Genomic DNA, 24,383 nt, shown 5'->3' with positions numbered 1-24,383 from the left:
ATCCCGATATAGCCCGGAATGTGCCCCTATATCCCGGGTCCCGTGATCAAATAATTCCGTCCATTCTCGAATAATTATATCCACATCAGTGACCCTCTGGTTTCCGGCCGCCCCCCCCCCCCCCGGGCGCGTGATGCCGCTGGGCACGGGCCACAACCTGAAAACACAAGCGACACCTTGAACGCTCCACGCTCGTGATATACACAGGTGAAGCGCGCTCCTGTGTCCCGGTGCGCGCCTGACGTGTATCATGGGAGGGGGCCGTGGGCGAGGAGACGGCAAGGCGCCGCGTGCGGAGCCAGCGCAATCATGCCATGGAGCGCGACATCGGGCGGGCGCTGCGGGAGACCCGCGAACAGGTCGGCCTGTCGCGCGAGACCCTGGCCGCGCGCATGGGCCTGCGGCCCGACCAACTCAAGCGGATGGAAGAGGCCACCAACGTCCTGACCGCCTCCCGTCTGGAGGCGGCGGCGCGCGAACTGGGGGTGCGGGTCGGGCACTTTTATGGCGGCCATGACCCGATGCGCGTGGCGTCCTGCCCGCCGGGGATCCCGCCCCTGATGGACCACCCCGAGAGCCACGATCTCATGCAGGCCTACGCCGCCGCGCCGCGCGAGGTGCGCAAGAATTTCGCCGCCCTGCTGGAGGTGCTGGCCCGACGCTGAGCGGCCCGGCGGAACCCTATCTGTCCGGCCGGCCCCGGACTCCTCCCCCCCCGGCGGGGGCTATCCGATTCACACATCTCAAGGATCGCACGGACAGGCCTTCTGCATGCCGGACGGGGCTTGCAGCCCCGTCCGGATGGTTTTGCCCAATGCGTGGGGATGAAAACGGTCCGGGCGGGAGTGCAACTCCCGCCCGGCATCACCAACGACGTCAGCGCGAAGCAAGACACGTGAGGGATGAGGCCGCCTTCCAGATCGAATGTCCCGCCTGGGGCGGCAGAAGCGGTGGACCGTGCGCCACGTCACCAAACCCGGTGGATGGCTCCCGCCGCGTCTCCGTTTGATACCGGCCGACGGAAAGAGTCCCCTTTTTGTCCGGCCGGCCCCGGACTCCTCCCCCCGGCGGGGGGAAGGTTGGGAGGGGGCAAAGGCGGCATTCGAACCGTTTGCGGTTTCAAGCATGTGCCCCTCCCCAGCCCTCCCCTTGCCAGGGGAGGGAGTCCGGTGCGTGCCCACCGAGGATCCGGCGCCCGAACATCCGACGCGAAGCCATCAAGCGGTTTGCGGACGAGACACACCCGGGGGCGACTCCACCCGACGGCTGTCGTGCTGGTTGCCCGACCCTCCGCCCCCGGTGGTGCCCTATCCCCGGGGCGGGCGCGGCCGGGCCTCGCGCAGCAGGGCCGTCAGGGCGGCGAAACGCGGATGCGCGGGCAGGTCCTCGACCGCCACGCTCAGCCGGCGGCGCCAGTTGGGGTGTTCCTCGACCGTGCCGGGCACGTTGGCCTGCTCCAGCTCCTCCAGCGCGTCTTCCAACTGCAGCAGCAGGATCATGCTGGGCGTGGCCGCCATGAACCCGTAGATGGCGTCGATCAGCGCGCCCGACGGCGCGGCCCCCGAGCCGTCGTCGCCGACTCCGCAGCCGGTTTCCGCCAGCGTTCCCAGGATGCGGCCCCGGTCTTGGGCGCGGGTCTCGCGCTCGCGGTCATAGCTCTCACGGCTGGGGAACAGGTGGATGTCGTTCTTCACGGCCAGATCGTGCCCGGTCCAGAACCCGCGCAGGGTGGGCAGGTCGTGGGTGCCCACCGCCACGGCCGCCTTGGCCGGGTACTCCGCCGGATGCTTCAGCGACTGGTCCAGGTGGCGCTCGAAGTAGAACAGCCGATAGGACAGGATGTTCTCCTCGGCCATGCGCTCGCGGAATCCGTCCGGGACCGTCCCCAGGTCCTCGCCGATCACGACGCAGCGCTGGCGGTGGCTTTCCAGCGCCAGCACGGCCAGCATCTCGTCGAAGGGATAGCCCACATAGCCGCCGTCGCGGGCCTCGGCCCGGAGGGGAATCCAGAACATGCGCATCAGGCCGAGCACGTGGTCGATACGCAGCGCGCCCGCGTGGCGCATGCCGGCGCGCACCACCTCGACGAAGATGTCATAGGCGCGCTCGCGCAGGCGCACGGGATTCAGCGGCGGGAAGCCCCAGTTCTGGCCCTTCAGGTTCATGGGATCGGGCGGCGCGCCCACGGCCACGCCGTCCACGACGAGGTCCTGGTTCATCCAGATGTCCGCGCCGGTGGTGTCCGCCCCCAGCGCGAGGTCGTGATACAGACCGACGGTCATGCCACCCTGCGCGGCGGCATCCGAGACGTGGGCGAGCTGGCGATCGGCCTCGAACTGCAGGTACTCGTGGAACGCCACCCGGTGCGCGTTCTCCTCGGCGAACCGGGCCACGGCGGGGGCGTCCGGCTGGCCGTATTCGGCCGGCCAGTCGCGGTGGCAATGGCCGTGGTCGGCGAAGGTCTCGGCCAGCGCCTCGTGAATGGCGAACAGGCGCAGCGGTCGGCCCCGGTCGGCGCGGAAGGCCTGGAACGCGCGGTCCCGGGGGGTGTCCTGGCCCAAGTGGCGCGCGGCGAAGGTCTCGAACAGCGCTTCCAGCAGCGGCCGCTTGAGCGCGTGCACCCCGTCGTAATCGATCAGGTCGCCGGCCGCGAGAGCATCCAGCCGGTCGCGGAAACCGGCCGCCTCCATGATCGCCGCCGCGCTGTCGCTGTCAGCCAGTTCGGGCACCGCCGGGATGTGGATGTACAGCGGGTTCAGGAACAGGCGGCTGCTCGGCGAATACGGGCTGGCGTGGCGCGGTCGGGTGGGAAACAGCGCGTGCAGCGGGTTGATACCCAGCACGCCGGCGCCCTCGTGGGCGCTTTCGACGGCCAGATGGCGCAGGTCGGCGAAGTCGCCCATGCCCCAGTCGTCGCGCCCGCGCAGGGCGTAGACCTGCACGGACGGCCCCCAGACGCGCCCGCCCGCCTCCAGCGCGGGCGGCAGGTAGCAGCGCCACGGCGCCACGATGACCACCGTCCGGGTGGCCGTCGCGCCCGGGGCGGACAGCCACACGGTGTGATAGCCCCAGGGCAGGGCGACCGGCAGCGCCAGCGACAGCCGCCGGACGCCCTGGCCGTCCAGGTCGGCCGCGCCCACCTCGGTGACGTCCGGGCCGGTCAGCGACAGGTGCCCCGTCTGTGGGCCCTCGGTGGCGCCCTCCATCTCGATGCGCCAGTCCAGCACCGCATCGCGGGCCGGTTCGGGCACCGAGACGACCAGGGGCAGGCGGTCCAGCCCCTCGGCCTCGCAGCGCAGCACCAGACAGGGCGGGGCCAGCCGCCGCCAGCCGTCCGCCTCCAGCGCGGCCAGGGTGCGCGCGGCCGCCACGTCGTCGCCGGCGGCCATGCCCATCCCGGTGAGGAACGCGCGCTTGGTGGACTCGGGAACGACGGCATGGGTCCCGAAGGCGTCCCAGTACTCGGGCGACACCCCGGCGCGTCGCGCCAGGGCCTCCAGTTCGTCCCGCTCGGTCATGGCCGTATACTCCAGCCGGGATGTCAGGTTACCGGCGTTCTCTCGCCGGGTCGGTCGGACGCGGCCGGGCGTCTCCCCCGTCCCCGGCGCGCGGCAGCGTGCGCCGGAACAGAACCAGGGACCGCCCCGCCATGCGATAGGGTGTGCCGTCCCCCTGCACGGGGGCGGCCGACAGCACCGGCCCGTCCGCGGAGTCCAGCAGCGGCAGCCAGTGTCCGGTATCGGGCAGCACCGGCAGACGGCAGGTCAGCGGCGCGACACCCGAGTTCATGCACAGGAGGAAGCTCTCGTCCGGGCGCGGTTCGCCCGTGGGCGTGACGTAGTAGAAACCGGCCGCCCCACGCAACAACAAACCGATGAACCGGGTTTCGCCGTTTTCCCAGTCGCTCACCTGCCGCTCGCGCCCGTCGGGATTGATCCACTGGGCATCGACGATATCGGTGCCCGGCACCGGCTCGCCTTTCAGAAAGCGATCGCGGCGCCACACGATATGGTCGCGGCGCAGGCGGATGAGCCACGACACCAGCCGGGTCAGGCGGCGGCCGTCGGTGCCGATGCGCTCCCAGTCCAGCCAGGTGATCGGGTTGTCCTGGCAATAGGGGTTGTTGTTCCCCTGCTGGCTGTGTCCGAATTCGTCGCCCGCCAGCAGCATGGGCACGCCCTGCGACAACAGCAGCGTGGCCAGCATGTTGACCCGCTGGCGCAGGCGGAGTTGCGAGATGGCGTTGTCCGGCGTCGGTCCCTCCACGCCGTGGTTCCAGCTCCGGTTGTCGTCGGTGCCGTCGCGGTTGCCCTCGCCGTTGGCCTCGTTGTGCTTGCGGTCGTAGCTGACCAGGTCGGCCAGGGTGAAGCCGTCGTGGGCGGTGACGAAGTTGACGCTGGCCCAGGGCTTGCGGCCCCGGCGGGCGAACACGTCCGACGAGCCGGTGATGCGGGTGGCCAGATCCGGCACCTGGCCCGGATCGCCGCGCCAGAAGCTGCGCACGGTGTCGCGGTAGCGGTCGTTCCACTCGGCCCAGCCGGCGGGGAAGTTGCCAAGCTGGTAGCCGCCGTCGCCCACGTCCCAGGGTTCGGCGATCATCTTGACGCGGCACAGCACGGGGTCCTGGCGGGCGGCGTCCAGGAATCCGGCCTCGCGGTCGAAGTGCCCGGCTTCGCGGGCCATCGCGCTGGCGAGATCGAACCGGAAGCCGTCCACGCCCATTTCCTCGACCCAGTAGCGCAGCGAATCCATCACCAACTGCACGACCCGGTGATGCCGGAAGTTCAGCGTGTTGCCGCAGCCGCTGGAGTCCATATAGTAGCGCTCGTTGCCGGGCACGAGTCGGTAATAGCTGGCGTTGTCGATGCCCCGGAACGACAGCATGGGCCCCATGTGGTTGCCCTCGCCGGTGTGGTTGTAGACCACGTCGAGGATCACCTCGATCCCGGCGTCATGCATGGTCCGCACGAACGCGCGGAACTCCCTCAACTGGCCCGTGGCCAGATAGGCCGGATGCGGCGCGAAGAACCCGATGGGATTGTAGCCCCAGTAGTTGCGCAGGCCCTTCACCACCAGATGCCGGTCGTCCAGGAAGGCGTGCACGGGCAGCAGTTCCACCGCGGTGATGCCCAGCCCGCGCAGGTAGTCGATCACGGCCGGCGCGGACAGCCCGGCGAGCGTGCCCCGGTAGCTCTCATGCACCTCGGGATGGCGCATGGTGAAGCCGCGCACGTGCATCTCGTAGAGGATCGTCGTGTGCCAGGCGTGCCGGGGCGGCCGGAACGTGCCCCGGCCCGCGCCCGGCTCGACCACCTGGCATTTCAGCATGGTGGCCGCATTGTCGCGGGTGCAGAACGACAGGTCGGCGCGCGGGTGGCCCAACTGGAAGCAGAAATGCGGCCCGGCCCAGTCCAGCCGTCCCACCAGGGCGCGGGCGTAGGGGTCGATCAGCAGCTTGTGCGGATTGAACCACAGGCCCCGTTCCGGCGCGTGCGGGCCATAGACGCGGTAGCCGTACACCTGCCCCGGGGCGGCGTCGGGCAGATAGCCGTGCCAGACCTCGTCGGTGTACTCGGGCAGATCGACGCGGGTTTCCCGCCCCTGGTCGTCGAACAGGCAGAGCTGAACACGCTCCGCCCGTTCCGAGAACAGGGCGAAGTTCACGCCGCGTCCATCCCATGTCGCTCCCAGAGGCCAGGGATGCCCTGGCCACACGCGCAGGTCCGAGTCCCCCATCCGCGGTCCGTATCCGTCAGTCGCGGGCCGTGGCGGGGCCGCCCAGCACCAGGCGGTGGACGCCGCGCACCGGAATGCGGGCCCAGGCCGGGCGGTTGGCGGTTTCGTACCCGATCTCGTAGAACGCCTTTTCCAGCGTGAACAGGTTGAGCAGCGACCGGAACTGGTCCGGATCGGCGGGGACCGAAGGGCAGTCGCCGATGGCGTCGTGATAGCCCGACAGGAAGGTTTCGACGACCTGCGCCTCCCAGGCCTCCACGGTCGGCCCCAGGTCGGCCAGGACATCCGCCTGCACCTGCTGGCGGTCGAACAATGCCGCCCAGGCGGCGTAGTTGAACGACCGCACCATCCCGGCCACGTCCTTCAGCGGCATGTGCTTCAACCGGCGCTGGTTGACGGCGCGGGCGGGCTCGCCCTCGAAGTCGAGGATGTAGACATCGTCCTTGGCGACCACGAGCTGACCCAGATGCAGATCGCCGTGGAAGCGGGTCTTCATCAGGTCCACGCCCTCGGGCAGGGCGGTCTCAATCACGCCGTCCACGCGGTCCCAATGGGCCAGCAGATCGTCGGCCACGGTCCGGGTTTCCGCGTCCAGGGTGTGCAGCGCCCCTTCCAGCGAGCGCTTGGCCTTGGCGGCCTCGGCCTTGACCTGATCGAGCCACCACCGGCGGTCGTCCGGGGCCACCGGCTCGGCCTGGAAGGCGGGATCGTCGGTCTCGATGGCCAGCGCCCGGTGCAGTTCCGCGACCCGTCGGCCCATGGTCTCGGCCAGACCCAGATAGAGCGAATGGTCGGCCTCTTCCGCCTGATCCACCGCCGATCCGGTGTGCGTGTGCAACTCGGCGTCCTCCAGGTAGCGGCGCAGGTAGTCCTGGCTGTAGGCCCAGCCGTCGCCCTGGTTGCGCACGAACGCCTGCAGCACCGCCAGCGCCGTGGGCGCGCCGTCGGCCGAGATCATCTCCACCGATCCCAGCAGGGCCGGCGTGTTGGCGTAACCGGCCACGTCGGTGAGGAAGCGCCCCACCTCCAGTTCCGGATGCACGCCCTCGCTGAGGCGGCGATAGACCTTCAGCACCATGCGATCGCCGAGCAGCATGGAGGTGTTGGACTGCTCCCGGCCCAGACGACCGATGTCGTCCTGGGAGATGGGGGCTTCCTCCGCCAGCAGGTGCGTGGGCCGGAAGACGATCCGCCCGCCGTGCGCGGTGGGCACCTCGCGGGTGTCGCGCATGGCCTGGACCACGCCGGCGGTGAATGGCGCATCCGCCAGCGCATCGTGCAGCACGCCGACGCGGTTCACCCGGCGCGCCCGGGCCAGGGCGTAGGGCAGCAGGCCGACGATGGGATCCTCGTTGTCGGCCTCCCACGTCAGGGCCAGCGGCAGCAGATAGCGCTGGATCTCGCCGTCGTCCAGGTGAGCGCCGACGACGGTCACCAGGAACGCGGCGTCGCCCCGACCCTCGCCCTGGACGGTGGCCTGATCGGCGATCTCCACCTGGGCCAGCCCCTGTTCCTTTCCGGCGAACCAGCGCTGATTGGGCAGGAACGCCGGCAGGATCTCGCCCACGATGGCGTCGCCGGTCTCGCCGGTGAACAGGCTGTCCCAGCCCTTCGGCATGACCAGGGTCATCAGGTCGGGGAGCGGGTGGACGAACGGTTCATGCCACAATGGTGCCTCCGCTTCCTCGGTCAGCAGGAACCAGTAGAACCCGTAGGCCGGCAGCGTGACGAAGTAGGGCAGCTCGCCGATGGGCGGGAACGCGCTGCGGCCCAGCAGCTCCACCGGCACGCGGCCCGCGAACTCCGACAGGTCCAGCTCCACCGGCTGCGAGGCGCGCGACAGGTTCGCCACGCACAGGATGTCCTCGCCGTCGATCCGGCGCAGATAGGCCAGGATCTTGCGGTTGCCGGGGTAGAGGAACTCCAGTTGACCCCGCCCGAACGCCTTGTGGCGCTTGCGGGTGTTGATGAGCCGGCGCATCCAGTTGAGCAGCGAATGCGGACTGCGCGCCTGCGCCTCGACGTTCACGGCGCCGTAGCCGTACACCGGGTCCATGATAGCCGGCAGGTACAGGTTGGCCGGATCGGCCCGCGAGAACCCGCCGTTGCGGTCCGGCGACCACTGCATGGGCGTGCGCACGCCGTCCCGGTCGCCCAGGAAGATGTTGTCGCCCATGCCGATCTCGTCGCCGTAGTAGACGATGGGGGTGCCGGGCAGGCTCATCAACAGGCTGTTGAGCAGTTCGATCTTGCGCCGGTCGTTGTTCAGCAGCGGCGCGAGGCGGCGGCGGATGCCCACGTTGATGCGCGCCCGCTTGTCGGCGGCGTAGGTGTTGTAGAGGTAGTCGCGCTCGCGGTCGCTGACCATCTCCAGCGTCAGTTCGTCATGGTTGCGCAGGAAGATGGCCCACTGACAGGTGTCCGGGATCTCCGGGGTCTGGCGCATGATGTCGGCGATGGGGTGCCGGTCCTCCTGCGCGACCGCCATGTAGATGCGCGGCATGACCGGGAAGTGGAACGCCATGTGGCATTCGTCGCCGTCGCCGAAATAGGGCCGCACGTCCTCCGGCCACTGGTTGGCCTCGCCGAGGAACATGCGGTCGGGGTAGTTCTCGTCGATCCAGGCGCGCAGACGCCGGATGACGTCGTGGGTCTCGGGCAGGTTCTCGTTGTTGGTGCCCTCGCGCTCCACCAGATAGGGGATGGCGTCCAGCCGCAGCCCGTCCACGCCCATATCGAGCCAGAACTTCATGACCCGCAGGATTTCCTTGAAGACGTTCGGGTTGTCGAAGTTCAGGTCCGGCTGATGACTGAAGAAGCGGTGCCAGTAGTACGCCTTCGCCACCGGATCCCAGGCCCAGTTGGACTCCTCGGTATCGGTGAAGATGATGCGCGTGCCGTCGTACTTCTGGTCGGTGTCGGACCAGACGTAGAAGTTGCGGAAGTTGCTGCCCGGCTTGGCCCGGCGGGCGCGCTGGAACCACGGGTGCTGGTCCGAGGTGTGGTTGATGACCAACTCGGTGATGACCCGCAGCCCGCGCTCGTGCGCCGCCTTGACGAAGTTGCGCACGTCCTTCATCGAACCGTAGGACGAATTGACCGCCTTGTACTCGGCGATGTCGTAGCCGTCGTCGCGCAGCGGCGACGGATAGAACGGCAGCAGCCAGACGGCCGTGACGCCCAGTTCCGTCAGATAGTCCAGCTTGTCGGTCAGACCCCGGAAGTCACCGATGCCGTTGCCGTCGCTGTCGGCGAAGGCCTTGACGTGCAACTGGTAGATGATCGCGTCCTTGTACCAGAGCGGATCGACGGTGGCGTCACGCGTCACGACACGGCTTGCGACACTGCTCATGGGCGGCCCTTTCATGGTCCGTCTTGAAAGGCGAGGGGCTGGCGCGGAGGACCGGAACGGGCCTCAGGGGCTGGGCGTGCGGTAGTCCACCGGGCGCCAAGGCCGGATGCGGAAGATGGCGGCCGGATTGACCGCCGGGTCAAGGTAGTAGTGATGCCACGGCCCGGTCCACAGGTGCCGGTCGCCGCTCAGCAGATCCTCGACCTCGAACGCCTGATCCGCCGGAATGCCCATCTCGGCGAGGGGGAACTGCATCCAGACGTGCTGGGCATCGAACGGATTCACGCTGCACAGGGTGAAGACCATGTTGTCCCGGTCGGCGGTCATCCGACCATAGAACAGCACATCGTCGTTGTCCGTCGGATAAAACCGCAGCGCGCGGAAGTCCTGCAGCGCCCGGTTGTCCAGGCGGATGTGGTTGAGGCGCGTCAGCAGGTCCTTGATGTGGCCGGGGCGGTCCCAGTCCCACACCTTGAACTCGTACTTCTCGCTGTTGTTGTACTCTTCCTTGCCCGGAATGGCGTCGTTCTCGCACAGTTCGAAGCCGTTGTAGATGCCGTAGACCGTGGACAGGGTGGACGCCAGCACGGCCCGGATCATGAACGCGGGTCGGCCGCCGCGCTGCAGGAACTCCGGCAGGATGTCCGGGGTGTTGGCGAAGAAGTTCGGCTGCATGTACTCGACGCAATCGGTCTGCGTCAGTTCGGTGAGGTACTCGGTCAGCTCCTGCTTGCTGTTGCGCCACGTGAAATAGCTGTAGGACTGCGTGAAGCCCACCTTGGCCAGCATCTTCATCATGGGCGGGCGCGTGAACGCCTCGGACAGGAACTGCACGAACGGGTAATCGTCCTTGATGGTGCGGATGACCCACTCCCAGAACGGCACCGGCTTGGTGTGCGGGTTGTCGACGCGGAAGATGGTCACGCCGTGTCGGATCCAGAACAGAAAGACCTGCCGCAACTCTTCCCACAAGTCGTACTGATGCGGACCGAAGAACTCGACGTTGACGATATCCTGATACTTCTTGGGCGGATTTTCGGCGTACTTGATGGTGCCATCCGGGCGGAACTTGAACCACTCGGGATGCTCCGTGACCCACGGATGGTCCGGCGCGCACTGGATGGCGATGTCCAGCGCCACTTCCATGCCCATGTGGTTGGCCGAGCGCACCAGCCGTTCGAAGTCCTCCATGGTGCCCAGCGCCGGGTGAATGGCGGTGTGCCCGCCCTCGGCCGAGCCGATGGCGTACGGGCTGCCGGGCTCGTCCGGTCCGGCGGTCAGGCTGTTGTTCTTGCCCTTCCGGTGGGACACCCCGATGGGATGGATCGGCACGAAATAGAGCACGTCGAAGCCCATGGCGCGCACCTCGGGCAGGCGCCGGATGCAGTCCTCGAAGGTGCCCCACTGGCCCTCCACGGTCCCCTGGGAGCGCGGAAACATCTCGTACCACGCCGCGAAGCTGGCCCGGATCGGGTCCACCACCAGCGGCAGGGTCAGATCGTAGTCCACCGCCTCGGACCGATCCGGCCAGCGCGCCATGACGGCGGCCAGATCGTCCGACATCATCAGCGCCACCTTGGAGTCCGGGGTCGCGTCGCGGGCGTCCACGCCCTTCAGCACGGTCTTCAGGTATTTGGCGTCGTCGGCGATGGCGCGGCGCGCGGCCGCCTCGACCAGCGCGCGGCCTTCCACCAGCTCCAGCGAGACGTCCTGATGCGCGCCCACCTTCTTGCCGACCTCGTCGGTCCACGAGGTCCACAGGTCGCGCCACGCCTCGATGGTGTATTCAAAGCGGCCGATGTCCTCCAGCGGCGCTTCGCCCTCCCACAGCGCGAGGCCGTGGTTGACCGACACCATGGGAAACTCCCGCCAGTCCGTCGCCCCGGCCTTGCGCAGCTTCAGCACCGCCGACAGCGCGCCGTGCCCCTCGGCGAAGATGGCCGCGCCGACCTGGAGCGCATCGCCCTCGCGCCGCTTGACCGCGAACCGGCCGTGGTCGATGGCGGGCCGCACCTGCTCGATCACGATCGGGCGGCTGGACAGGCTGGACAGGTCGATGGCGGCCGAAGCCCCGGTGGCCGCCGGTTTCCGCTTGCTCATGATGGCTCCCTGGGATCATGCACGAAGAGCCGGATCTCGCCCGGCTCAAGAAACACGTTGGCCTGGGCGTCCAGGCGCCCCTTGGCGCGCGCCGGCGTCATCTCGGCCAGCGGCACGGCCCCGACGCCGTACTGGGGATGACGCACCAGGTCCACGGGAAGGCGTCGCCCTTCCTTGCGGTCGCGGTTGATGACCACGACCGAGACATCCGGGTCGTGCTCGGCCCGACGCACCAGCATGCAGACATCGGCGCCCAGTTCGACCAACGCCTGGGGACCCTCCCAGTTCAGCACGCGGGCGCGCTGCTTCATGTCGTTGACCGCGCCGATGAAGCCTTGCAGGTCGATGCCCGTGTCCTCCCAGTGCTCCGGCCGGGTGGTGACCACATCCGGCTTGCCGGCGAAGGCGAACTCGAAGCCCATGGGCATCATGGTGCCGCTGGAGAACACCGAGGCGAACAGCCACGCGCGGCGATAGGCGGCCTCCACGGCCTGCGTGCCGGCGCCCTGGGGCAGTTCGGCGCGCAGGCGGGGGGTGTCGTGGCTTTCCGGGAAGGCGATGGAGGGTGCCAGCGAGCGGAACGCGTCGTACTGGTCCAGCAGCCAGGACTCCCGGAAATCCCACCATTTCGAGCTGTTGAACAGATAGTCGAACCCGGCCGGGCGCAACTGCTCGATCTCCGGCAGGCGGCAGCCCAGGGTCTCGGCGGCGAACAGCGCCCCGGGGCGCACCGCGCGCGCCTGTCCGATCAACTCCGCCCAGACGTCCGCCGGCACCTTGTAGGCCGCATCGCAGCGGAAGCCGTCGAAGCCCAGCCCGGCGTAGTGGCGCGTGATGGCGGCATACTGGGCCACCAACCCGTCGCGGGCCGGACGCGGGGTGAAGTCCAGTTCGGCCAGATCGCCCCACACCGTCTTGTTGTTCGCGTCGGCCGGGTCGATGGCGAACGGCGACTGCACGGACCCGTCCGGCTCGCGCACGTACCAGTCGGGGTGCTCGTCCACCCAGGGCGAATCCTTGGCGGTGTGATTGACCACCAGATCGAGCATAACCTTGAGGCCGTGTTCGTGCGCGGCGTCCAGCATCTCGCGAATCTGATCCGCCGCCGAGCGGCCGGAGCCGTCGTCCAGCAGCGGGTGCAGCGCGTGATAGTCCTTGACCGCGTACAGGCTGCCCGAGAACCCCGGGTAGTGGATCGGGTTCACGTAGATCCAGTTGAACCGCATGCGGCGGATGCGCGCGAAGTGCTCATGCCAGCGGGACAGAGGCCCGGCCAGGGTCGGGAACAGGTTGTAGATGCGGGGCGCCGGGTCATCGACGATCGGCAGCAGCATGACACCTACCTTGCGCAGGGCGGGGGGGGCGAGGGCATCGAGCGGTCCGGGCTGGCGGGCCGGGCCCTGGCCGGGAAAGCGAAGACCGGCCAGCGACGGCCGGGACGTTGGGTCGGTCGGCATGGCGATCAAGTCCTTGCCGTGTGGCGCGGCCCGGTCGGGGGCGCCAGGACAGCCGGGAGGGGAAGCACCGGGAGAGGGCGAGCGGCTCCGACCTTAGCACGCCCGCCGGGCGGAGGCGAAGCCGGTAAGGGCGGCCCGAAGCCGACAATTTCGTGAAGGATATCGCCCCGGGGATCAAGGCCCATACCGGCGCGCGGCGGGCGCTCGGCTCCGGACCCGCAGGCGCTGTCCTACATCTGGTACCGTCACAAGGGCTTCACATACAACAGACGTGACAGGCCCGGGCGAAGCGCGTACTCTGCTCCCAGACCTTGCAGCGGGAGCCCACCGGCATGGCGCGACGCACGGCCCGACACCGCCCCCTTGCCCGAACGGGCGCGGCTCGGTGTCTCCGCCGGTCCGCGCCTCCCCGTGACCGCCGCGCCTGCGCCGGGTCTGCACACCTCTCTCATCATCGCCAGAGCTGTCCCTCCCGCCCCCGAGTCATCCCTCGGGGGCGTTTTTCGTGCCGGCCACCCCCCTGGCCGCGCACGGGGTGTCGCCCTTCCCTCCAGTGAAAGGACGTAACCGCCATGGCCAGACGTTCCGCGAAGTCCGCCGCCGCCCGCCCGCCGCAGGAGCATCGCCCCGGCAACGCGCCGGTGCCCCTGCATCCCATGGGCGTGGGCTGGGACCCGATCGACGGGCACCGCGACCAGAGCTACAAGCGCACCATCCGGCCGCAGAACGACAACCAGCGCCGCCTGCTGGAGGCCATGGAGGACCACCCGCTGACCCTGGCCATCGGCCCGGCCGGCACCGGCAAGACGTACCTGGCCATCGCCACCGCCGTCGGCCAACTGGAGGAAGGCCGCATCGACCGCATCGTGCTGTCCCGCCCCGCCGTCGAGGCCGGCGAGAACCTGGGCTATCTGCCGGGCACGATGGAGGAAAAGCTGCTGCCCTACCTCCGCCCGCTCTATGACGCGCTGTCCGACCGCACCGGCGGCAAGCGGCTGAAGGCGCTGATCGCCGACGGCACCATTGAGATCGCGCCCATCGCCTACATGCGCGGGCGCACGCTCAACAACTGCTTCGTGGTCATCGACGAGGCCCAGAACTGCACCTACGGCCAGATCAAGATGCTGCTCACCCGCCTGGGCTGGCATTCGCGCATGGTCATCACGGGCGACCCGGACCAGACCGACCTGCTGCCGGGGGTCTCCGGCCTGTCCGACATCGCCCACCGGCTGGAGGCGCTGGAGGACATCGCGGTCGTGCGCCTGACCGACCGCGACGTGGTCCGTCACCCGCTGGTGTCGTGCATGCTCTCGGTGCTGTAACCCCAACGGCCTCGGTCGAGGGCCGTTGACGTCCATGGCCGGCGCCGCCCTGACACCGCGAAGCGGTGCCATTCTTTGAGGTTTGGGGGCCCGAAGGGCGCCCGGCCCGCCCGTCCGTCTCAGCCCGCATGACGGACGGGGTGCCTTCGCGCTAGACTGGCGGCCGGCCCGGGGTGTCCGGGCCGGTCTGCCCCAGCGGGACCCCATGACGTCACCCAACCCACGCGATCACGCCGCCCCGGACCCGGACCCGCACGAGGATCGGCGCGGGCTGCTGGTGCTGCGGCCGAGCCCGGCCGAGCGCCTCGACTTCCGCGTCAGCCTGACCGGCACGGCCCATTGCGCGATCGACGCGGCTCCGGCGCCCGCGACCCCGCCCGTGGCCGTGACCCCGCCCGTGGCCGTGACAATGACCGTCACCTATGTGCCGGACCGCACCGTGCTGGACCCGGCGGCCGTCCCGGCCTACATGGCCGCCCTGGAAACGACGGTCTGGCCGGGACTGGAGGCGCTCGGGGTGGCCATCCTGGATGACATGAACAACGAGGTGGTGCCGCGCTGGCTGCGGGTGAGCCTGCGCGCCGGCGCCCAGGCGGTGGACCTGGTGGACAGCCAGCCCGGCTGGATCGACCGCCGGGGCCTGACCGTCTTGCCGGCGTCGGCGCCGTCGGCGCCGTCGGCCCGCGCCGAGGGGAGCTGACGCGGCATGGCCCGGCGCAACGTGGATCCGAAAGGCTACTACGCCATCCTTGGCATCACCCCCCAGGCCGACCTGGACGCCATCAAGCGCGCCTACCGCGCCCGCGCCAAGGTGCTGCACCCGGACCGCAACCCCTCGCCGCAGGCCGCCCAGGAGTTCAACGCGCTGACCGAGGCCTACGGCGTGCTGCGCGATCCCCGGGGCAAGCGCGGCTACGACAGCGGCCTGAGCTGGGGCCCGGGGGGCGAGGCCAGCCGCCCCGCCGCGACCGGCCCTGCATCCACGGGCGCGGAGTCCGGCCCGCTCGGGCTGCGCACCTGTCAGGTCTGCGGCCGGGCCACCTTCGACCTGCGCTATCGGGTGCTCTATCGGGTCCGAGGGCGCGGCCTGCGGGTGGAGCGCGCGCCCATCGCCGGCGTGTTCTGCCGGGTGCACGCGGACCGCACCACGGTGGCGGCGAGCCTGTCGTGCTGGGCGCTGGGCTGGTGGGCGATTCCCTGGGGGCCGGTGGCGACCCTGGCCGCGCTGTGGCGCAACCTGACCGGCGGCGACCTGCCGGCGTCGGAGAACTTCCAGCTTCTGGCCTCGCAGGCGCGGGCCTTCCTGGCGCGCGGCAACCTGGTGGTCGCCCGGCGACTGGCCGAGCAGGCGCGCCGCTTCGCTCACGCGCCCGCCGAGCGGGCCCACGTCACCCAGTTGCTGGAGACCCTGGCCGATCAGCCCGCGCCGCGCCGCCGCGACGGCGCGCCCCGGTTCGGCTCGGCGCAGATGGCGCAGATTGCGCCCCTGCTGCTGATCGTGGCCGTGGCGGTCTACATCGCCGGACCGTCGAAGCTGGTGGCCACCCTGCTGACCGATCCGCCGGCCCCGGCCACCCGACAGGCGCCGCCGGTCGCCGCGTCCTCCGACGAGGACCAGGGGCCCGTGAGCGGCCGCACCCGGCCATCGCCCCCCGACGACGGGTCCGATGCCGGAGCCGACTCCGGGACCGGGGCCGGCCCGTTCGTCGGCCGCACGCAGCCCACCCCGCCGGCCATGACCGAGGCCCCGACCCGGCCCGCGCCCCCGCTGGCGCTCGACCCGGCGGGCGGGATCACGCCGGGGGCGCTGCATGCGGTCCGCGCCCCGGCCGTGGCCGTGCTCGCGCAGCCGGACCCGGCCGCCCGCACCGTGGCCACCCTCAGCCGGTCCACGGTGCTGATGGTGACAGAGGTGACCCGCGACGGCGCCTGGAGCCGCGTGCTGACCGCCAAGGGCGTGAGCGGGTTCGTGGCCTCGGACAGCCTCGCCCGGGTGGCCTCGGCGATCCCGGACCAGACTCGGTAACCTGCGGCGGACCGAAAAAAGGGTCATCACGGAATTCCGGGGTCGCGGGGTCATGGTGCCCGGCTCCTCCCCGCTGCCGGGGCGATCACGGTCACACATTTTTCGAACCGGAGCGGCCGTCTCGGGCAAGAGAATGAGCCACCAAGACACCAGGATCACCAAGGGGTCGGCGCCTTGACGGATCCGAAGAGCCTCTCCGGCACGATGATGGAGGGCGATCCCCATGATGATTGCGCCGCGCTCTTGGTGTTCTTCGTGTCCTGGTGGTGAATGATCCGGCGCCTGCCGCTGAAGACGTGTGAATCAGATAGCCTGCCGGGGGGCAGGAGGCCCGGTCCACCAGACGCCGGACGGACTCCCTCCCCATGGAATGGGGTGGAGAGGGGGTGTCTCGGGTGGCCGCTGCGGTCCGGAAACCACGCGACCGCGATTTTGCGCGATGACCCGAAAAAAGGGCCCCGTCGGATGACGACGGGGCCCATGCGGCATTGAGGAGATGCCTTTTTCGACACAAAAACGGTATCGACACGAACACTACGGCACATTGTAGCGACGGATAGTCTGGGCCGGGCCGGCGGCCAACGCAACCCGGCCATTCCGCATAGGCCCCTGCGGCGGCCGGCCGGTCGCGTCCCTGTTGCCGCCGGGCGTCAAACCGCTATAGTCCCCCTCATGCGAATCCTGGTTGTCGAAGATGATGCCGAGGCGGCGGCCTATCTGGCCAAGGGGCTGCGGGAAAGCGGCTATGTGGTGGACCATGCCGACAACGGCATGGACGGCCTCTACATGGCCACCAACGAGCCCTATGACGCCATCGTGCTTGACCGCATGCTGCCGCGCCTGGACGGGCTGGCGGTGGTGGAAACCCTGCGCAAGGCCGGCAAGCAGACGCCGGTCCTGATCCTGTCCGCCCTGGGCGAGGTGGACGCCCGCGTGCAGGGGCTGCGCGCGGGCGGCGACGACTATCTGGCCAAGCCCTATGCGTTCTCGGAACTGCTGGCGCGGATGGAGGCCCTGCTCCGCCGGGGCGAGGGGCCGACGCAGCAGACCCGGTTGCAGGTGGGCGATCTGGAAATGGACCTGCTGGCCCGCCAGGTGACCCGCTCGGGCCGGACCATCGCCCTGCAGCCGCGCGAGTTCCGGTTGCTGGAATACCTGATGCGCCACGCCGGGCAGGTGGTCACCCGCACCATGCTGCTGGAAAACGTGTGGGACTACCACTTCGACCCGCAGACCAACGTCATCGACGTCCACGTCAGCCGGCTGCGCCAGAAGGTGGACAAGGACTTCGACAAGGCGCTGATCCACACCGTCAGAGGCGCGGGCTACGTCCTGCGGGAGAGCGATTAGGCCCGCCATCAGCACGGGCCGGATGTTCCGCACGACGGTCTTTCGACTGGCGCTCATCTCGGCCATCATGTTCGCGCTGCTGTCCGGGCTGGTGCTGGGGCTGGTGTTCCTGACCACGGCCGCCCTGATCGACCAGCAGACCGTGACCGCCATCAACACCGAGATGGCCGGTCTGGAGGACATCTACCGCCGCGGCGGCCCCTCGCGCCTGATCGAGGCCATCCAGAGCCGCGTCAACGGCTTCCAGAGCAATCACCTGATCTATCTGCTCAAGCGCACCGACGGCCCGACGGTGGTGGGCAACCTGAACACCTGGCCGACCGTGCCGCCCGACCGGAACGGCTGGCTCCGGTTCACGGTGGAAAGCGACATGGACGGGCGGCGGCAGGTCTGGCCGGCCCAGGCCCGCATCGTCACCCTGCCCAGCGGGCTGCGGCTGCTGGTCGGGCGCGACATGACAGAGCGCTCCAACTTCTCCCGCATCATGGAGCAGTCGCTGGCCTTCGCCCTGGGGGCGGCGCTGATCCTGGGCATCATCGGCGGCGTGGTGATGAGCCGCAACCTGCTCAGCCGCATCGACGCCGTCAACACCACCGCCCAGACCATCCTGGAAGGCGACCTGTCGGGGCGCGTGCCGGTCTCCGGCGGCGGCGACGAGTTCGACCGGCTGGCCACCAACCTGAACAGCATGCTGGACCGCATCCAGAAGCTGATCTCGGCCATGCGGGAGGTGACGGACAACATCGCCCACGACCTGCGCAGCCCGCTGAACCGGATGCGCTCGCGGCTGGAGATCACCCTCGTCGGCCAGCCGGACCTTGCGGAATACCGCCGCTCGCTGGAAGGCGCGCTGGAGGACACGGACACCATCCTGCACACCTTCAACGCGCTGCTGTCCATCGCCCGCATCGAGGGCCGCAACGCGAAGGAGAATTTCGCGCCGGTGGACCTGACGGATCTGGCGGGCGGCACGGCGGAGCTGTACGAGCCCGTCGCCGAGGAGCGCGGGCAGACGCTCGCCTTCACGCCGCCCGAGGCCGGGGACCGCGCCGTGGTGGTGGGCGACCGCCACCTTCTCAGTCAGGCGATCGCCAATCTGGTGGACAACGCCATCAAGTACACGCCCGAAGGCGGGCAGGTGCGGGTGTGGGTGGACGCGGCCCATGGCTCGACCCGCGTGGTGGTGGCGGACAACGGGCCGGGCGTGCCGGAGGAATTCCGTAGCGCCGTGCTGAACCGCTTCGTCCGGCTGGAACAGAGCCGCCATACCCACGGCACCGGGCTGGGGCTCAGTCTGGTCTCGGCGGTGGCCGACCTGCACGGGGCGCGGCTGGACCTGCTGGACAACGCGCCCGGCCTGCGCGTGGAACTGGTGTTCCCGGAAAAGGCCGCGCGCCGGACGCCGGCGGAGGGCGACGGGGCGGCGGTGGGGTAGGGCCGCCGGTTGGGTTCGCATCGGAGCCGCCCGCCCCCCCCCAAATCTCCGCCCTGTCCGTCGTCCGTTGTCCGTCGGGCGCCGGAGGCCGGAAGACGCACCGGCGCACCGTCCCGTTGCAAAGACCGGCAGGACCGATTCCGGCAACCTGAGCCCGTTGCCCTGGAGACGCCGAACCCAACCCCCTTGACCGGGCGGGGGTGGCTCTGCAAGGCTTGTGGGCCTTGTGACGCCGCAGGCTCCGCGCTGGCGTCACCCGAACCACGCCGCGACCGGCCGCCGTCCGGTCCGCCTTTGGCGTGATCCCGGCTTCCCATCAACACCGTTCGGGGCCTGCCCGCCCCGCGACCGGGATCGGCGCGACACCCCCGCGCCCGCCGCCGAAGCCATGACACTGATCGGCGATGACCCGGCCGCTGCCGTTTCATTGCCCTCACCGCATCCCGTCCCGTCCCCCACAGAGGGGGCGCGCGGCGGTTCATTCCATCCGGCGGTCCGAGCCCCGCGCCTTGGCACACCAGCGCGACGGTCTCCACGCCCCTACGGGCGTCGCGCGGGCCGGACCGGACCGCAATCACAGGAGGACCCACACCGATGGCCGAGAAGAATCCGGACAAGGGATATGTCGCCCTGCTGGGCTGGTCGCTGGGCGCGATCGACGCCGCCGAGCGCTTCGATCGCCGCTATGTGGTCGTCGCCCCCGACTGGGCCGAGTCCTATTGCACCGAGAACAACATCCCCTACGTGCCGTGGAACTTCGAGCGTCTCAACGAGCGCTCCATGGAGATCGCCGAGAAGCTCAAGGACATGGGCGTGGACGTGGCCATCCCTCTGTTCGAGGAAACGGTGGAATGGGCCGGCGCCATCAACTCCGTGATCCAGGGCAACCCGCGCCTGCACGGTCAGGCCATCCTGTTCCGCGACAAGGCGCTGATGAAGCGCCGCGCCCAGTTGGGCGGCATCCGCGTCGGCATCTTCGAGGAAGCCCATGACCGCGGCGACGTGATCCGCTTCCTGAAGCGGGTCAACCAGACCCTGCTGAAGCTGGACGGCGACCCCAACGACCCGATCCACATCAAGGCCTTCGACAAGGCCGGCTGCCTGGGGCACCGCGTGATCCGCACCGCCGACGACATCGACACCATTCCCGACGAGGAATTCCCGGTGCTGATGGAAAGCCACCTGGACGGCTGGGAATTCGCGGTCGAGGCCTGGATCCACAACGGCAAGGTGCAGTTCCTGAACATCTCGGAATATGTCACGCTGGGCTATTCCGTGTTCGTGCCGGCCTCGCCGGAACTGGAATCGTGGCGCCCGCGCGTGGAACAGGAGGTCGAGAAGCTCATCAAGACCTTCGACATCGAGAACGGGTTCATCCACCCGGAATACTTCGTCACCAGCGACGGCACCATGTACTTCGGCGAGGTCGCCTTCCGGCCGCCCGGCTTCAAAGTCTTCGAGCTTCTTGAACGAGCCTACGGCTTCAACGGCTATCAGGGCCTGATCGTCTGTTTCGATCCCAAATCGACGGACGAGGAGATCGCGGCCTTCTTCCCGAAGGAAGTGGTGGACGCCACCACGCACGCCGGCTGCTTCGGGGTCTATCCGCGCCGCCGGGTGGTCTCGGACCTGGACATTCCGGAGGAAACCGAGAACCATCCGTACTTCGAGTCCCACGAACTGACCGCGCCGATGGAGAACAAGGTCACCAAGCGCAGCGCGTTCGGCACCCATTGGGGCTTGATCTACTTCGTGGGCGAGGACCCGACGACCATGCGGGACCTGCTGAAACACCAGGAAGAGCTGGATTTTTATGTATAACTTCAACGGCCTCTGAAGAGGACCGTGGGAGCGGGCCGGTGCCGAACAGGCGGGTGAGTCACCCTCACCCGCCGATGGAAAAGTCTGATCGCGGCTTCGCTGCGTCGGGCCGCGCGTTTCCGGCGGGCCATGGCCTGCCGGAAACGGAATCCCATCAACGGCGGTCGCGACCGCCCGTTGAAGGCCGTGCGGGGGGTCCCTCGCGCCTGCCAGGAGAGCCAGCATGTCCGAACCGATTCCCGTCCCCCCCGACCACGACGCCCCGGCCCCCGGGACGACGCCGGATCCGGCGGGGGAGGTGGCCCGTCTTGGCGCCATGGTGGACCGCGCGCTGACCCGGCTGGAGGAGACCTCGGCCTTCGCCAAGCAGACCGCGCGCGGCCCGCTGCTGGACATCGCCGGGCGCCTGCTGGCCAAACCGGGCGGCGCGCAGGCCCTCTACGACCGGGCGGCGCGGATCGAGGCCTCCGGCGTGTTCCACGCCACGGACTGGGACCACCCGGAGATCCTGCAACCCTCGCTGGCCACCGGCACGCTGGCCCACGCCGACCGGCCCACCGCCACGCTGGAGCTGCTGAGCGAACTGCGCATGCTCTCCATCGCCCAGGGTGACCTGCTGCACCCCCGCATCTCTTCGGAGCAGGCCCAGCACTTCCTGGCCCAGTTGCTGGCGCTCAACCTGAACCGGCTGTTCGGCGCCCAGGCCGAGGCCGAACGCAGCAACGCCACCCTGAACGCCGCCATCCGCAATCTGGTCGGCTTCATCGCCGAGCGCATCGGCTACGGCGAGATCCTGGCCTGCCTGAGCACCGAGATCGACCGCATTCTGGCCCAGCGGCCGATCATGGTGGACGACGTCAAGCTGATGGTCACGCGCATCGCCGCCTGCCTGCACGATCCGGGCATCAATTCCGGTGGCGGCGGCCTGGGGGCCGCCCGTCTGGTGAGCGCCCTGTTCGGGCCCACCGCCGGCTGCCGCGAGGACCCGGGCCTGGCCGTCTACCGCGAGCGTCTGGAGACCCTGGACGACAGCGCGTTGCAGCAGGAGGCCCGGGCCTTCGCCCGCGCCATGCACGACACCGGGCTGGTCTCGGCCTATCACCCCGTGTTCCTGCGCCACGTCAGCGCGCTGGAGCGCGGCGACCTGCTCGGCCAGGCGCTGGGCCTGAGCAGCACGGGGACCGAGGCGTTCTCGTGCTACGCCGGTCTCGTCTACAGCCTGATTGATGCCGCCATCACCCCCGACACGACGCAGGCGGTCTATGGCCTCGCCCTGCTGCTGGAACGCGGCCTGCTGTTCGACCCGGCCATCGGCCCCGCGTTGTGGGGTCACATCGGGCTGGAGCCCTGCCCGACCGCCGCGCAGACCCTGACCGCCGCCTTCGGCGACCGCCAATCGCCGGCCACCCTGCTGCTGGCCGGCACCATCAGCGTGCTGGGGCAGCCGCTGGGCATCGGCCAGGGCAACAACCCCACCTGTCAGGCGGCCCGCGCACTGTCCATGTGGGCGCTGGCCGCGCCGGACTATCTGCTGCACCTGCTGACCCGGGCGGCGCGGGACCACAACATCACCATGGTGTTCGAGGGCCAGCGCCTGTCCTCGGCGGCGCTGTCGGCGGGCCTCGCCCCCACCCCGCCCATCGACGTGGATCCGGTCTCGGTGGTCCTGGTGCCGCACCTGGACCGCCTCTACATCGAGATGGGCCGCCTGTGCGCCGACCGGCCCGGCGATCCCCACGCCTGGGTCAACAGCGCCATGCACGGCTGGTGGGTCGGCCAGGATACGGCGCTGGCGGTGGACCTGAACACGGGCGGACTGGCCGGCGATGCCGACCGCTTCGTGCGCCTGTTTCACGGGCTCTATCACCCGCTCTACAACGGCAACAAGCCGGTCACCCACCCGCAACCCGCCGGCATCGCGGTGACCGACAGCGTGGGGCGTTTCATCGGCTGGCACGCCATCTCGATCCTGCGCGTGGGTCTGGGGCCGAGCGGCGAGATGCGGATCTATTTCTACAACCCGAACTACGACGGCGGCCAGGACTGGGGCCACGACGTGGTCGTGTCCACAGACAGCAACGGCGAACGATTTGGGGAAAGCTCGCTGCCGTTCGACCGCTTCGCCGCCCGGCTCTACCTGTTTCATTACGACGCCTGCGAGGAGGGCCATACCGATGCGGTGCCGGACGACGCCGTGACGGCCATCCTCGACATGGCCCGGGCGACCTGGGCCGCGCCCCGGGCCGGGGCGGCCTGATCCGGGAGCGAAAAGGGGAGGCCCCGATGCCGCCGACCGAGCCCCATCCGATCCGCGTCGAGATCGTCTCCGATGTGGTCTGCCCGTGGTGCCTGATCGGCTATCGACAGACCCGCGCGGCGGAGTCCCGGTTGGCGGGGGCCGTCCGCCTCGACATCACCTGGCACCCGTTCGAGCTGAATCCGGACATGCCGCCGCAGGGCCAGGGCCTGCGCGAGCACGTCGCGGAGAAGTACGGCGCCACGCCCGCGCAGAGTGCCGCCGCGCGGGCGCGCATCTCGGCTCTGGGCGCGGACCTGGGGTTCCGCTTCGCCTTTTCGGACGACAGCCGGATCGTGAACACCTTCGCCGCCCACCAGTTGTTGCACTGGGCCGAAACCCAGGGGCATCAGACGGCGCTGCAGGAGGCGCTGTTCGCGGCCTATTTCTCCCAGGGACGGGACGTTTCCGACCCCGCCGTGCTGGCGGACATCGCCGCGGAGGCCGGGCTTGACCCCGTCGAGGCGGCGGCCGTGCTGGCGGACGGCCGGTGCGCCGACGCCGTGCGGGCGGCCGAACAGATGTGGCTCGGGCGCGGCATCAACGGCGTGCCGGCGATGGTCTTCGAGGGGACCTATCTCGTCTCCGGCGCGCAGAGCGTTGCGGGCTTCGTCACCCTGTTCGAGCGCCTCGCCTCGGGGGCGCAGATCGTGTGATGAGGCATGAACCATGACTCCCCTGTCATCTGGACTCGGAGCCCTGGCAAGGCAGGTGCCCTGTGGATACCATCCGCAATCCAACCGCCTTTGGCTGAGAACGTGCACGGAAGCAAAGAGCCGCAGTTCTCGTTTTGGCCGCGTGGCCTCTGGTGGCAACCGCCGGGAGTCCCGGGGGCGACCTTACCTCTCCCCCCCTGGATAGGGGAGGGCAGGGGTGGGGTTGAAAAAAAGCGCGCGGGGTTGATGCGGGACGCGGGATCCGTGCGGACATTTCCTCGCCCCCCTCCCAACCTCCCCAAGGGGGGGTATGGACGGGTTCCCGCGTCGGGACTGGCGCGGGATTAACGGGCGACTTGGGGACCTCGATCGCTAAAAATGTCGTCACTCGTGCAATTGCAAAAGGCCTTGGAAGAATAGGCGTTGGGGTGATTGGAGGCGCAATATTAGTGCAGGGCATATTGGAACGTTCATCGAATGCGTCGAAACGACTTCGGTCCGTCAATCCCGCCATATACAACAAGCTGCGGGAGGAGTTGCTCGATGTTTTATAGTTTCTTGTTGAGGATGAACTGGCGCCGTTTGTTGAGTGCATGGCGCAATGCAGGACAAATCCAGAGGCGATAGAGCGCCTATCTTCTTACATTCAGAAAACATTAAAGTGAAGCCCATTAAAGGCTTATCCCTTTGCTTCCGGCGCGATCAACATATCGTAGGTGATGGGTCCTTTGGTGGTGACGGTGCCCAGTAGGGATCGAAAGGCTGCGTGCCGGGTGCGGCGGCGGTTGAAGCGGAAGACGAACTCATCGAGGTAGGCTTGCAGATGCTTGCG

At 69.2% G+C, this 24,383-nt stretch carries 14 protein-coding genes and 1 pseudogene; 9 read left to right on the top strand and 6 right to left on the bottom strand.

From position 1 onward, the window contains the following. Positions 1-263: 263 nt before the first annotated feature. Complete coding sequence (locus tag GHC57_RS15500) at positions 264-665, top strand: helix-turn-helix domain-containing protein (protein ID WP_153345894.1); 402 nt, start codon at positions 264-266, stop codon at positions 663-665. Between the two features lie 642 nt (positions 666-1,307). Here the strand turns inward: GHC57_RS15500 and malQ are convergent. From malQ to GHC57_RS15475, 5 genes are all read right to left on the bottom strand, one after another. After that, positions 1,308-3,518 (bottom strand): 4-alpha-glucanotransferase, encoded by a 2,211-nt coding sequence (gene malQ, locus GHC57_RS15495; RefSeq protein WP_153345892.1) that lies wholly within the window; start codon positions 3,516-3,518, stop codon positions 1,308-1,310. Between the two features lie 28 nt (positions 3,519-3,546). Beyond that, the gene (gene glgX / locus GHC57_RS15490; protein WP_153345890.1) at positions 3,547-5,736 is read right to left on the bottom strand and encodes a glycogen debranching protein GlgX; all 2,190 of its coding nucleotides are present in this window, start codon (positions 5,734-5,736) and stop codon (positions 3,547-3,549) included. A 16-nt stretch (positions 5,737-5,752) separates the two neighbouring features. Further along, complete coding sequence (treS, locus tag GHC57_RS15485; protein ID WP_153345888.1) at positions 5,753-9,088, bottom strand: maltose alpha-D-glucosyltransferase; 3,336 nt, start codon at positions 9,086-9,088, stop codon at positions 5,753-5,755. A gap of 63 nt (positions 9,089-9,151) precedes the next feature. Continuing rightward, a complete protein-coding gene (locus tag GHC57_RS15480; protein ID WP_153345886.1) occupies positions 9,152-11,188 on the bottom strand; it encodes a maltotransferase domain-containing protein in 2,037 nt (678 codons plus the stop codon). Then, complete coding sequence (locus GHC57_RS15475) at positions 11,185-12,645, bottom strand: alpha-amylase family glycosyl hydrolase (protein WP_153345884.1); 1,461 nt, start codon at positions 12,643-12,645, stop codon at positions 11,185-11,187. The genes GHC57_RS15480 and GHC57_RS15475 overlap by 4 nt, the downstream gene beginning before the upstream one ends. 572 nt (positions 12,646-13,217) lie before the next feature. Here GHC57_RS15475 and GHC57_RS15470 point away from each other — a divergent pair. The 8 genes from GHC57_RS15470 to GHC57_RS15435 all read left to right on the top strand — a co-directional run bounded on the left by GHC57_RS15470 (position 13,218) and on the right by GHC57_RS15435 (position 23,551). Next, complete coding sequence (locus GHC57_RS15470) at positions 13,218-13,967, top strand: PhoH family protein (protein ID WP_153345882.1); 750 nt, start codon at positions 13,218-13,220, stop codon at positions 13,965-13,967. A 205-nt stretch (positions 13,968-14,172) separates the two neighbouring features. After that, positions 14,173-14,667: a hypothetical protein gene (locus tag GHC57_RS15465; RefSeq protein WP_153345879.1), complete on the top strand. Its 495-nt coding sequence runs from the start codon at positions 14,173-14,175 to the stop codon at positions 14,665-14,667. 6 nt (positions 14,668-14,673) lie between these two features. Next, a complete protein-coding gene (locus GHC57_RS15460) occupies positions 14,674-15,993 on the top strand; it encodes a DnaJ domain-containing protein (protein WP_153345876.1) in 1,320 nt (439 codons plus the stop codon). Positions 15,994-16,665: 672 nt separating this feature from the next. After that, entirely contained in the window at positions 16,666-17,343 is a 678-nt protein-coding gene (locus GHC57_RS15455; RefSeq protein WP_153345874.1) for a response regulator transcription factor, read from the top strand. 22 nt (positions 17,344-17,365) lie between these two features. Then, positions 17,366-18,778 carry a sensor histidine kinase gene (locus GHC57_RS15450; RefSeq protein ID WP_153345872.1) on the top strand — a complete coding sequence of 471 codons (1,413 nt, stop codon included), beginning with the start codon at positions 17,366-17,368 and terminating at the stop codon, positions 18,776-18,778. A gap of 594 nt (positions 18,779-19,372) precedes the next feature. Then, positions 19,373-20,599, top strand: a complete 1,227-nt coding sequence (locus GHC57_RS15445) for an ATP-grasp domain-containing protein (protein WP_153345870.1) — start codon at positions 19,373-19,375, stop codon at positions 20,597-20,599. Between the two features lie 223 nt (positions 20,600-20,822). Continuing rightward, entirely contained in the window at positions 20,823-22,856 is a 2,034-nt protein-coding gene (locus tag GHC57_RS15440) for a hypothetical protein (protein ID WP_153345868.1), read from the top strand. 26 nt (positions 22,857-22,882) lie between these two features. After that, entirely contained in the window at positions 22,883-23,551 is a 669-nt protein-coding gene (locus tag GHC57_RS15435; RefSeq protein ID WP_153345866.1) for a DsbA family oxidoreductase, read from the top strand. A 679-nt stretch (positions 23,552-24,230) separates the two neighbouring features. On the opposite strand, the pseudogene GHC57_RS15430 reads toward GHC57_RS15435, so the two are convergent. Further along, positions 24,231-24,383: pseudogene (locus GHC57_RS15430) on the bottom strand (IS1595 family transposase); the annotation flags it as partial.

The organism is Roseospira navarrensis, assembly GCF_009601025.1.
Classification (GTDB): Bacteria; Pseudomonadota; Alphaproteobacteria; order Rhodospirillales; family Rhodospirillaceae; genus Rhodospira; species Rhodospira navarrensis.
Note: the sequence above shows the minus strand (reverse complement) of the source record. Positions and strands in the feature narration are given on the sequence as shown.

Coding starts and splice junctions, on each gene's coding strand:
- GHC57_RS15460 (WP_153345876.1), top strand. CDS start 14,674: ATGGCCCGGCGCAACGTGGATCCGAAAGGCTACTACGCCATCCTTGGC.
- treS (WP_153345888.1), bottom strand. CDS start 9,088: ATGAGCAGTGTCGCAAGCCGTGTCGTGACGCGTGACGCCACCGTCGAT.
- GHC57_RS15440 (WP_153345868.1), top strand. CDS start 20,823: ATGTCCGAACCGATTCCCGTCCCCCCCGACCACGACGCCCCGGCCCCC.
- GHC57_RS15480 (WP_153345886.1), bottom strand. CDS start 11,188: ATGAGCAAGCGGAAACCGGCGGCCACCGGGGCTTCGGCCGCCATCGAC.
- GHC57_RS15465 (WP_153345879.1), top strand. CDS start 14,173: ATGACGTCACCCAACCCACGCGATCACGCCGCCCCGGACCCGGACCCG.
- GHC57_RS15445 (WP_153345870.1), top strand. CDS start 19,373: ATGGCCGAGAAGAATCCGGACAAGGGATATGTCGCCCTGCTGGGCTGG.
- GHC57_RS15435 (WP_153345866.1), top strand. CDS start 22,883: ATGCCGCCGACCGAGCCCCATCCGATCCGCGTCGAGATCGTCTCCGAT.
- glgX (WP_153345890.1), bottom strand. CDS start 5,736: ATGGGGGACTCGGACCTGCGCGTGTGGCCAGGGCATCCCTGGCCTCTG.
- GHC57_RS15450 (WP_153345872.1), top strand. CDS start 17,366: ATGTTCCGCACGACGGTCTTTCGACTGGCGCTCATCTCGGCCATCATG.
- GHC57_RS15470 (WP_153345882.1), top strand. CDS start 13,218: ATGGCCAGACGTTCCGCGAAGTCCGCCGCCGCCCGCCCGCCGCAGGAG.
- GHC57_RS15455 (WP_153345874.1), top strand. CDS start 16,666: ATGCGAATCCTGGTTGTCGAAGATGATGCCGAGGCGGCGGCCTATCTG.
- malQ (WP_153345892.1), bottom strand. CDS start 3,518: ATGACCGAGCGGGACGAACTGGAGGCCCTGGCGCGACGCGCCGGGGTG.
- GHC57_RS15475 (WP_153345884.1), bottom strand. CDS start 12,645: ATGCCGACCGACCCAACGTCCCGGCCGTCGCTGGCCGGTCTTCGCTTT.